Source organism: Rosistilla oblonga, assembly GCF_007751715.1.
Lineage (GTDB): Bacteria > Planctomycetota > Planctomycetia > Pirellulales > Pirellulaceae > Rosistilla > Rosistilla oblonga.
Genome location: NZ_CP036292.1, coordinates 5,942,078 through 5,953,882, shown reverse-complemented (window position 1 = coordinate 5,953,882; position 11,805 = coordinate 5,942,078). Strand labels below are relative to the sequence as shown.

The window sequence follows — 11,805 nt, the reverse complement described above, 5'->3', positions numbered from 1 at the left end:
AGCTAAACGTTGTCAGATCGGCGAGGCTGTGAATTGGAAAAGCGATCCAAATCAAAATCCGCCAAACCGGTACCAGCCGATTTATCGCGACTGTCCCTACTCTTGTTCGGCGGTGTTACGTCCCCGCTTCGATCTCGTCGGCCAATTCCTCAACATTTTTTTCCGACAACTTTTTCCATTGGATCAATTTGGGGTCGGTTACGACGATCTGAACCAGCTCCATCCGCAGCCGGTCGACGCTGCTGATCAGTTCGATCATCGCTTCGATCGCCAGGTCGTTCATCTCGCTGCGGGCTTCGCCTTCAAATGTTCTAGCGGCGTCAAATTTTGCGTTGATCGCATCCATCTCCCCTCGCAATTTGATCGCCCGCTCGTCGATATCGCTCAACAAGACCTCGATCCCCCCTTCCAGCAGAGCCGACCGGATCAGCGATTCCACGTCCCGCTTGTACGATTCCATCCCCTGCACGTTGCGGATCGTCAGGATGTCCTCGACGATCATTCGCTTCCGCCCATGCCGCCCGACGCTGTTGACGGCCAGTCGCAAACCGCCCAACGCGATCCGTGGCGATACCTTAAATCCGGCCTCGCGTTCGTCGTTCAGGCTGGCGATCACATGGGCGTAAATTCGCTGCAGCTTCCGTTTGTCGCTGCTTGCGTCGGGCTGCGATTTGGCGAACAACGCTTCGTAATCCGATTGCACGTACGATGGCCAACGGACCTCCAGTTGCAATGGGAACCGTTCGAGCAACGCTTTGATCGCGTCGCTGTCCTTGGCGAATTCGCGGGGATCTTTGTTGGTGCAGGCGATGATCACCTTGCTTTTCATCGGCACCGGGCGGCTGCCGTTCATGAACGTCCGCCGCGTCAGGACGTCTTTCAGCGGCAGCAGCGCCTGCGACGAAGCGTCGAGGATCTCCTCCAACACCACCATCTCATACGGCAGGAAAGATCGGGCCGTATCGTATTCAAGGCACTCGTCTAGTTTGGAGATGTCGGGGCCGCCCCACAGCCGATCCTCGCTCATCCCTTCGCCAAACGACTGCAGGAAGATCTCCTCCTCGCCATACCCCAGCTTGCGCAGCGCGGTCATCACCATGTCCGACTTGCCATGCCCGCCGGGCCCCCACAACAAGACGTTGCACGGTTGGTAGAAGGCGTGGGTGAGGACTTGGATGATCTCGTCGCAGTGGATGTAGCGCGACTTGAGGCTGTTGGAGATCAGCGCCGGGATCTGAGCACGCGACGTCCGCAGCGGATCTTCGCTCGCGTCGCGGAGGTCGCTCGTTTCCAGCTTCAATTTGATCGCCCCGCTGGGCAGCTGCTTCTCGATCTTGCGACTCAGGTCCGCCGTATACGACTGCATCCCTTGGACAAAACGAATGCTCTGGAACGCGTCGGCCGTGATCAGATTGTCCCCTCGAATCCTCGCGCAATTGGCGACGACTTCCAGCGATTGCAGCGCCATCCGGGGCGACATGGTAAACGCCTCTTCGTTCAGCCCGGCGATCACGCGGCTCAGCAATCGCTGGAATTCATATCCGGCGGCCGATGCGTTTGGGTGGACTTTGGCGAACAATTCGCGGTAGTTCTTCTCTTCGTACTGCGGCCAACGGACCTCCTTCTGTAATAAGAAGCGTTCCATCAAAGCTTGGACCGCGTCGTTTCCCTCGACAAAATCGCGGGGATCTTTGTTGGTGCAAGCGATCACGACTTTGGCGTGCATCGGGACGCGATCGGGACCGTTCATAAAGACCCGCCGCGTGAGCACATCCTTCAGCGGCAGCAGGGCCTGCGCCGGGGCGTCGAACAATTCCTCGAAGATCACCACTTTGTATTGCGGGGCGAGGAACGACCGCGAGGTGTCGTACCGCACGCAGGTGTCCAGCGACGCCATGTCGGGGCCGCCCCACAGCCGATCTTCGCTCATCCCTTCCCCAAACGATTGGATGAAGATCTCGTCGTCGGTCAGGCCGATCGCGCGAAGTGCGGCCAGGACCATGTCCGATTTGCCGTGTCCGCCGGGTCCCCACAGCAGCAGATTGCACGGTTCGTAGAGTGCCGCCGAAAGGACGTCACCGATTTCGTCGCTGTAGATGAACCGCTGCTGCAGGCCATCGAGCACCTTGGGCAGGATCTCCGCTCGCGAAATTGGTAACCATTTTGAATCGACAGCCACAGCACAGGCCAGCAAGGAGGATTGAGAAGAGACTTGTATATAGGGGACACGAGCGGACGTTTTATCAGCGTGGCACGTGTTGGCGCCCGGTCCAGCAAACGCCCGTTCGCCCTCGGGCGGGGCACTGCCGGATTGTATTCACAGCCGCACAGCGACCCGATAGAATGTCGCCCTGTCGATGCGATTGTACCAATCTTCGTCGCCAGAAAAACAATTCCACCCGCGGATCACGGACGACTTCGATGAACAAGGTTTCTCTAGTGCTCGCTTTCTTGTTATCCAGCAGCAGTTTTGCCGACGAAGGGATGTGGTTGTTCAACGACCTTCCCAACGAATACTTGCGAGATCGCTACAGCTTCAAAGCCGATGACGCTTGGGTGAAGCGACTGATGCAGGCCTCGGTGCGGCTGAACTCCGGCGGTTCGGGCTCTTTTGTGTCGAGCGATGGACTTGTGTTGACGAACCATCACGTCGCCTCGGACACGCTGCATAAACTGAGCACGGCCGATCGCAACCTGATCGAAGAGGGTTTTCTTGCGCGATCGCACGAACAGGAACTGAAAGCCCCCGACCTCGAAATAAACCAGTTGGTTGAGATCATCGACGTCACCGAAAAGGTGGCTGCCGCGGTCACGCCAGCGATGTCTCCCGAGCACGCCGTCACCGCGCGGCGGGCCGTGATCGCAGAGATCGAAAAGGACTCGCTCGACCGGACCGGGCTGCGGTCGGATGTCGTGACGCTCTTCGGCGGCGCGCAATATCATCTGTACCGATACAAAAAGTACACCGACGTCCGTTTGGTCTGGGCTCCCGAGACCAGCATCGCCTTCTTCGGCGGCGACGCCGACAACTTCGAATACCCTCGCTACTGCATGGACGCCACGATCCTGCGGGTCTACGAACAGGGGAAGCCGGCCAAGATCGAGAACTTCCTGCCGTGGAGCGATACGGAGATCGATGAGCACGAACTGGTCTTCGTCTCCGGGCATCCGGGGCGGACACAGCGGATCTTTACTGTCGAGGCGCTGAAGTACTTGCGCGACCACCGGCTTCCTTATGTGCTTGATTACTTGCGGCGCAAAGAGGTGCTGATGCAGCAGTTTGGGCTTCGTGGCAAAGAGGAATCACGCCGGGCTCAGGACGAACTGTTCGGTATCCAGAACTCGCGGAAAGCGTACGGTGGCATGTTGGCTGGGCTGCAAGATCCCAAGACGATGCAGGAGAAGGTCCGTCGTCAGCAGCGGGTGCTCGAAGCGGTCCGGTCCAAACAGCCCGAAGCGGCAGCGGCCTGGGAAACGATCGCTCGACTGCAACAACAACGTGTCGAAATCCTCGATCAGACCAGCGGCTTCCGGTCGCGACTGTACGATTTGGCGGAGACGCTGGTCTTGATGGCTGCTGAAGATAAGAAGCCGAATTCCGAGCGATTGCCCGAACTGCGCGTCTCCAATCGCGATTCGCTGCTGCAGGATCTACTGAGCACTGCGCCGATCTACAACGATCTGGAGCAAGTCAAATTGACCGATGAACTGATGCGGTTGGCGGAGCGTCGCGGTGGCGACGATCCGCTGGTCGTCGAGATTCTCGACGGTAAACGACCCGACGTCCGCGCGGCCGAACTCGTCTTCGGCACCAAGGTCGGCGATCTCGAGACGCGGAAGCAGTTCGTCGAAGTCGGCGCGCCGTTGATCGACAAATCGGAGGACCCGATGATCCTGCTGGCCCGAGCGATGCAGGGGGAATACCAACGATTGCGGAAGATCCGCGACGAACTGGACGAACAGGAGAAACAGGCTTACACGCAGATCACCGAAGCTTCGCTCGCCGCCGGCAGCACGTCGAAGTATCCCGACGCAACCTTCACGCTGCGACTGGCGATCGGCACGATCAAAGGGTATTCGCAGAACGGGGTAGAGGTTCCGGCCTGGACGAAGATGGAGGGGATCTTCGATTACGCAGCGAAACATGCGGGGCAGGAAGATTACGAACTTCCCGAAAGCTGGCAGCGTGCGGCCGCCGCGATCCCGCGGGCAACGCCGATGAACTTTGTTTGTACGGCGGACATTATCGGCGGCAACAGCGGCAGCCCGGTCGTGAATCGCGCCGGCGAACTGGTCGGGCTGATCTTCGACGGGAACATCCAGAGTTTGACGGCCGATTACATCTATACGTCCGATCAGGCACGAGCGGTTTCGGTTTCGGCAGCCGCAATTCGGGTGGCTTTGGAAAAAATTTATGGTGCGCCGTTTCTCGCCGATCAGTTGGGGCGCTAACCGTTTAGCGGGCAATAACCTGCCGCTTGGGTGGTGTTGTCGGCCGCTGAAGTCTCACCAAACGGCGTTAGCGTTAGCTGCGCGGCTGCGAAGGGCAAAATAATGCGCAGAAGTACTTTCAGCCGAGTCGAAAAGATATTAAGGTGAATTGGTTCGACAGAGAAACGGTCTGGGTCTAGGCAACCCTTGGATTCGATATTGATCTGTAACAGCGCAAGGATGTGCGACTCTCAGCGGTTTGGTAAGGCGGACGCGAGAACGAACAACGATGGGCCGGAGGATCCGCTCGCGGACACAGCCGCTCATCATTGGAAGTTTGTCATCGGTCGAATAGGTTCGATCGAATTGTTACACGATTCTTTTGTTTTAGGTTCCTTTGGGGGAAGCTCCGCATGACCAAGTGCAAACTCGAATACGTTTGGCTCGATGGATATCAGCCAACACAATTGCTCCGCAGCAAGACCAAGATCGAAGATGATTTCAGCGGCAACGTTGAAGACGCCAAGATGTGGTCATTTGACGGATCGTCTACCGAACAAGCGACCGGCGGCAAGTCGGATCTGTTGCTCAAGCCCGTTAAAGTGATCCCCGATCCAGGCCGTATCGGAACTGGATTCCTGGTCATGTGCGAAGTCCTCAATTCCGACGGCACGCCGCACAAGACCAATGGTCGGGCGACGATCGCCGACGACGATGGCGATTTCTGGTTCGGTTTCGAGCAGGAATACACTCTGTGGGATTCGGAAACACAAAAGCCAGTCGGCTTTCCTGAGCAAGGCTTCCCAGCCCCTCAAGGTCCTTATTACTGTAGCGTTGGTGGTGGCCGAGCGGTTGGCCGCGAGATCGTCGAAGAGCACCTGGAATTGTGCCTGCAAGCTGGTCTGAACGTCGAAGGCATCAACGCCGAAGTGATGTTGGGACAATGGGAATTCCAGATCTTCGCTAAGGGTGCACGCGACGCTGGCGATCAAATCTGGTTGGCTCGTTACCTGTTGGATCGCACCGCGGAAAGCCACGGCGTCGAGATCAATTACCACTGCAAACCAGTCAAGGGCGACTGGAACGGTAGCGGTATGCACGCCAACTTCAGTAACAGCCTGCTGCGTACCTGCGGCAGCCAAGAAGTTTACGAAGCGGTTTGCCAAGCCTTCGAACCACGCATCAAAGAACACATCGATGTCTATGGTGCCGACAACGATCAGCGCTTGACCGGTCTGCACGAAACACAGTCGATCGACAAGTTCAGCTACGGCGTTTCGGACCGTGGTGCTTCGATCCGAATTCCGATCTTCACCGTCGAGCACGGCTGGAAGGGTTGGCTGGAAGATCGTCGCCCAGCGTCGAATGCGGATCCGTACATGGTCGCCAGTGCGATTATCGCGACCGTTAAGAGCGCAAAACTGCCCGTCAACGCATAACGCGGTCGGCAAAACTCGTTAAAATTGAACCGATCGCCCAAGTGTGGGCGGTCGGTTTTTTTTGTTCCTGGGCGAAACGGAATTTCAGATGGCTGATCATACCTCGACCGGCATCGTTCTCTCGGCGACCGACCATCGGCTTCCCGATCCGATGCCTGTTGGATTGTCGAAATATACGAACTTCAAGGACATGGCCGAGGGGGGGAGCGGGAAGCTGCGCTCCTGTTGGGACACGGTTGTCAATCGCTTGGTCGTGATGAAGACCTTGCAACCGAAGTTCATCCACGATCCCAAGGAAAACCGCCGGTTCCTCCGCGAAGCGCGGATCACCGCGATGCTGCAGCATCCCAATACCGTGCCGGTCTACGAGATCGGGCACGATCCGGAGGTGGGGATCTATTTCACGATGAAGCGGATCTCGGGGGAAAACTTCTTCCAGGCGCTCAAGCGGATCGCGATGGGGGACGAAGCGACAACGGAAGCTTATTCGCTGCAGCGACGTATCGAGATCGCGATCTCTGCGGCGCAAGCGCTCGCCTATGCGCACGTCCGTGGTGTGATCCATCGCGATGTGAAGCCCGAAAATATCTGGATCGGTAACTTCGGCGAGGTGATCCTGTTGGACTGGGGCGTCGCAAAAGTCTGGGGACACTCCGACGAATCGGAATCGTTTTTGTTCCGCCGCGAAGACGTGGAAGACGAGGAGATGCAGTTGCGCACCCTTACTGGCGGGGGACAGCGGCCGGGGACTCCCTTATATATGTCTCCCGAGCAGGTTCGCGGCTACAAATATCTCGACGAGCGGAGCGATATCTTCAGCATGGGGATCGTGCTTTACGAAATGCTGGCAATTCGCGAGCCGTTCCGTGGACGCAACATCAACGAGACGTTTAACAACATCCAGAACGTCGATCCTCCCAAGCCGAGCGAGCGCTCTCCGGATCGAGAGATCCCACCGGCGGCGGATGAGATCGTGATGAAAGCGATCCAGAAGAAGCCGACAGCACGCTATCAATCGATGCGGGCGATGATCGACGACATGCACGAACTGCTGGAGAACCGCAAGTTCTCCTGAGCCTTCGCTCAGAGGGCGGGTGATGTCCCCCCCCAGTCGCAGGTCAATCGAGGCGGTAGGGCGGCGGAATCGCAGCGAGAGCGACTGGTATTTACCCCGTTCCGCTCCGCTGTGTAGGATCGGCGACAGCCCGATGGCTGATTCTTTCGCACATCCCATTCCCTTTCTTAGCTGCTCACGATGCACGGACAAGGACGTCCGCTTCGATTTGTTAGGTTCTTTCGCTCGCTCGCAATTTGCGGAGCGATTGCCTTGCTGCTCGATGCGCTACCATCAACGCTCTATTCGCAAGAGATCGAGCTGAGGGTGCGCGTTCACTGGCAGACCGCTCTCCCCGAACGGCCGGCGCTGGCGGTTGAAATCGACAGCGGTCGGTTGGGTCGACTGCGGAACCTCTCGCTCGACGCCGGTTCGACTGGCGGCTTGGACCTGTCGCCCGATCGCAAGCAGATTTCGATTCACTCGCGAACCGCGTCGCTGCGCGGCGGTGTGGAATTTGTAGCTCACGGAACTCCCGAAGCGATCCTCACGCTGCGGCAATCGCCCGTTGGCGGCGACGCTGCTGATCCGCCAACTGGTTCCACGGTGATCCTCGCCGATCTGATCGACCAGCCGCAGGAGCTGGAACTGGCAGGGGGGCGCATCAAGTTGGTAATCGCTCGTGCGCCGGGAGATCGTTTGCACGTACAACTGGATCGCGAGAACCTGCTCTTTCGGCCCAGCGAAAGCGTGCCGTTGAAGATCGTTCCCAATGCGACCGGCCTGGCACCAAATCAAAAGCTGCGTCTGTTGATGACGCTCACCAAAGCGCGATCCAATAAACCGATTCTGCAGCGCGAGTGGCAGGTTGCGACCGATGCCGATGGCAAGGTTGCCCCGGTCGATGCGGGCCCGTTGACGATCCCCGATGCCGAAGCCGCCTACGACATCAACGTTCGCTTGACGTCGGAGCGACGCTATTTGGCGCTCGAAGTTCCCTGGGCTCAAGACTCTGGCAGCATCGAGCGAAGCGTTCAGTTTGTTGTTGTCAGCGACGCGCCGCCGGTCGAAGACCTGCGTCCCTTCATCGAAGTCGCTCGGATCGAACCGACCAAGCGGCAGTGGTGGAATCCGGTCTGGATGCCAGATCGTTTGATCCCCGGAAAATTAGTCCCCGATGCAATTCCTTCGATTGTTCCGGCGCGTCAACAACCGCTCAGCAGCGAACCGCTAACGCATATCGCTTGGCAGGATCATGTGGTTTCGGAGTTGCAGCCGGGCGGCTGGCAATCTTATCCGCTGCAGATCAAAGATCCCGGCAAGCCGCATGTGTTGGTTGTTCGCTATCCCAACGATCGCGCGATGCGGTTGGGAGTCAGCGTGCTGGAACCCAACGCCAGCGGAAAGGTGATCCCGTTGGGAGTCGATTCGGGAGTTGCGGTGTTGCCCAAGGCGATCGCATCTCAGCCGGAACTGCTGGAGCATCGAGTCGTTTTCTGGCCGAAGACGCGCCAGCCGATGGTCTTGTTGACAAACTTCGACTCCTCGAAGCCCGCCTGGTTTGCGAGCCTGAGTATCGAAGCGGGGCCCGATACGCTGGCCGCGCAAGACGATCTGGCCGACGGCGGGATCGATCCCGATGAACCACATCGCTTGACTGCGCTCTATCTGGACAAGCCGTTGTTGGCCGACACGTTTGGCTGCACGCGATCGCTTGATCCCGATGGCGCGACCCTGATCGACGACTGGCAGACCTTCTTGGAAGCCGGCCAGCGATTGGTGCAATACGTGAAGTGGGCCGGTTTTAATGGCGCGATCATCACGGTCAACAGCGAGGGAACATCGCTTTATCCTACCGACACGATGAGCGCGACGGCCCGCCATGACATGGGAATCTTCTCGTCGCGTGGAATCGATCCGAACAAAAAGGATGTCCTCGAATTGCTGCTGCGGATGTTCGACCGCTCGGGGCTGAAGCTGGTCCCTGCCGTCGAATTGGCGACGCCGTTGACGGCGCTCGAACGGCAGTTGCGAGATTCGAAGGAATCGTTGGGGATTGAGCCGATCAATTCGGCGGGGCACCGTTACGTCGACATCTCATCAGCCGAGCACGGCTTGGCACCGTTTTACAATCCGTTGGACCGACGCGTTCAAAATGCGATCACCGACGTAATCGCCGAACTGCAGACACGCTACGGCAGCCACGCCTCGCTGCATGGTGTTGGCCTGCACCTAGGCGGCAAGACGTATATGCAATTGCCCGGTATCGACTGGGGCGTCGACCAGCGGACGCTGGACGAATTTCGCTCGACTCTGTCGGGAGCGCCGGTTTCAAACAATCAAATGATCGGTTGGATCGAAAGAGACGGGCAGGGAGCGTTTCTCGATTGGCGAGGTCGCCGTTTGGCGGGGATGTTCAGCCAGTTGGCGAAAGCTGCCGGCAACCGACCTGTCCTGCTGCTGACTGCCGATTGGATGTCCGACACCGCTGCAGGAGCTAACGATCCGCAGCGACGCGCGTTGGATGCGGGGATCGATTGGGAGTCGATCGGCGGTGCTGCGGGAGTGATCCCGATGCGGTTGCACCGCTCGCAACCGTTGGCCGATCATGCCCGACAGAGCGTCGATGCATTGCTGGCGCAAGACACTTTGTGGGACAATCACCTTGCGGCGCTTCCCGCTTCGGGGGCGATGTTGATGCGACCGCCAACCGATGTTCGGCTGGGCGCTTTCGAGTCGCAGAGCCCTTGGGGCGCAGAGAACACGCAGGCGTGGCTGTTCGCCCATGGCGTCTTCTCGAGCGATGATGGTAAACGAACGCTGGCTCAGATTTTGATGCCAGCCGATGCAAATGTGTTAGCCGTTGGCGGCTGGACCACGCCGCGCGGCAGCGAAGCCGCGTCGCGCCAGTTCCTGCAGTGCTACCGCGCTTTGCCGCCGGGGCGGTTTGAATCGGTGCAATCCGAAGATCCCGAAGCGGCTCAGTTGGCGATCGTTCGTCGGCTGCGGACTCAAGACGGCTTTTATCTGTATGCCTTGAACCCGGCTCCTTGGATGGTTCAGGTGAAGATCGAACTGAACAATCCCGAAGAGGCGGCGATCCATCCGTTGGGTCGTCGTGGTAGCGAGCTGCCGAAATCGCGAACGCTTGTCGAAACGCTGCGGCCGGGGCAATTGGTCGCCTATCGAATCGATTCGCCCAAGGCGGACATCGTCGTATGGAATGTAGAGATTCCCGGCCTGCCGGCGCTTCGCGAACATCTCGGTGTGCAGCTGCAGCGCCTGACGCAGACCGTCGGTACATTGGGGCAGCCCAAGCCGTATGAAGGATTAGCCAATCGAGACTTCGAACAATCTGCGGCGACCCAAAGCGATATCCCCGGCTGGTTGTCGGCTCAACATCCCGCTGGCAGTGTTCAGTTAGTGGTCGCTGCCGGCGTGTTGGGCAGTCAAGCGGTGCAACTGACCAACAGTGGCGAGACTAATGCGAAGACGTGGCTGTTGAGTCATCCGTTTAAGGCACCCGCATCGGGGCGTTTGGCCGTGCACGCTCGCGTTCGACGCGATACGAAAACCGATATGGTCCGGCTGCGAATGTCTCTCGAAGGACGCTACCGCGACCGATCGATTCGCCGCAGTACGGTGATCGGCGAAGCGCCCGAAGGCGTTCCCAATTCGGACTGGTCGAGCATGCCATTCCGCTTAGAAGTCACCGATCTGCCGGTCGAAGGGCTGGAAGAATTGCGGATCGCGTTTGACCTCGCCAGTCCCGGCAAGGTTTGGATCGACGATGTGATGTTGTACGATCAGTTTCTGACCAGCGATGAGCGCAAGGAATTGCAGAGTCGCGTGTTTGTCGCCGTCGAACGGATGCGCGGTGGCGACCTTTCCGCCTGCGGTCGCTTGCTCGATTCGTATTGGGGGCGGCATGTGTTGGGGCTGCCAGCCGAACAACTGGAGGTCACCGATACTGTCGATCAGACCGATCCGCCGTTGGAAACGGCCCCCAGTATCGCCGATCGGTTGCGACAATGGTTGCCTTCGCCGATCTGGCGTTAAGGCTCCGGTCGACGTCGCCAACGAAAGGTTCTTGCGGAACCAAGTGGTTGGCGATTTGAGTGGTCGGCGCTAGCTGCCGCCGTGTTGGAAGTAGACCTCTTCGTACGGTTGCACGACGACAAATCCGTTGCCGCGGAACTGCAGTTGGACCGATTCGCCCGATCCACGTCCGAAGAAGGTCTTCAGTTGGACATCGGTCTTCAGTTCCGGTTCAAGATTCCCCGACCAGAGAACCGTTGCATTTGGGTCGGTCGTGACGGGTTGAGCTGGCGTGACCGGCAGCGTCATCGGATCGTAGTGGCTGGTGATCGCCACCATTCCGGTCCCTTCGAGCCGGATGTTGAACAGGCCGCCGGCTAGCATCGACGTCATCCGCTTCATCATTTTGATGTCGTACTTCAGCGACATTTCAAAGGCCAGCAGATCGTTTCCATTGACGCAGATCGCGTTGTTCTGCAACTGCAGGATCGTGATCTTCTTTCCCGCATCGGCGCAGAAGACCGATCCGTTGCCAGTCGCTTTGGTCAGTGAAGTCCCTTCGCCCGAGACCGCCTTCTTTAACATATTGCCGATCCCGCGCGAGAGGATTCCCTCGCGCTCGAACTTCACCTGGCCGGTGTAAGCGACCATCGCCCCTAGCTTGATCCAAACCTCGCCATCGAGGTTGATGTCGAGCATCCGGTCCGATTCGAGTTCGAACAGTCCTTGGTTCAGATCGCGATCTCGGGTCTTTTCCAAAAAGGCATCGAGCGTGTATCGACCGTCTGACATGTTGAAACTTTCGGTGTCGGTTTAGGGACGTGTTTGTGGGGAAGGGGGGGC

The 11,805-nt window shown here is 58.5% G+C and carries 6 protein-coding genes; 4 read left to right on the top strand and 2 right to left on the bottom strand.

All coding sequences use genetic code 11. The annotated features are described in order from the left end of the window. Positions 1-115: 115 nt before the first annotated feature. Entirely contained in the window at positions 116-2,179 is a 2,064-nt protein-coding gene (locus CA51_RS21075) for an AAA family ATPase (protein ID WP_145123141.1), read from the bottom strand. A 242-nt stretch (positions 2,180-2,421) separates the two neighbouring features. Here CA51_RS21075 and CA51_RS21070 point away from each other — a divergent pair, with 242 nt between their 5' ends. The 4 genes from CA51_RS21070 (at position 2,422) to CA51_RS21055 (ending at position 10,983) form a co-directional block, all read left to right on the top strand. Further along, positions 2,422-4,452 (top strand): S46 family peptidase, encoded by a 2,031-nt coding sequence (locus CA51_RS21070; protein ID WP_145123140.1) that lies wholly within the window; start codon positions 2,422-2,424, stop codon positions 4,450-4,452. A 392-nt stretch (positions 4,453-4,844) separates the two neighbouring features. Next, on the top strand, positions 4,845-5,870 hold the full coding sequence (locus CA51_RS21065; protein ID WP_145123139.1) for a glutamine synthetase beta-grasp domain-containing protein: 1,026 nt from the start codon (positions 4,845-4,847) through the stop codon (positions 5,868-5,870). An 88-nt stretch (positions 5,871-5,958) separates the two neighbouring features. Next, positions 5,959-6,945 (top strand): serine/threonine protein kinase, encoded by a 987-nt coding sequence (locus tag CA51_RS21060; protein WP_145123138.1) that lies wholly within the window; start codon positions 5,959-5,961, stop codon positions 6,943-6,945. Positions 6,946-7,197: 252 nt separating this feature from the next. Continuing rightward, positions 7,198-10,983, top strand: a complete 3,786-nt coding sequence (locus tag CA51_RS21055; RefSeq protein ID WP_145123137.1) for a hypothetical protein — start codon at positions 7,198-7,200, stop codon at positions 10,981-10,983. A gap of 69 nt (positions 10,984-11,052) precedes the next feature. Here the strand turns inward: CA51_RS21055 and CA51_RS21050 are convergent, their stop codons facing one another. Continuing rightward, the gene (locus CA51_RS21050) at positions 11,053-11,754 is read right to left on the bottom strand and encodes an AIM24 family protein (RefSeq protein WP_145123136.1); all 702 of its coding nucleotides are present in this window, start codon (positions 11,752-11,754) and stop codon (positions 11,053-11,055) included. Positions 11,755-11,805: the final 51 nt, after the last annotated feature.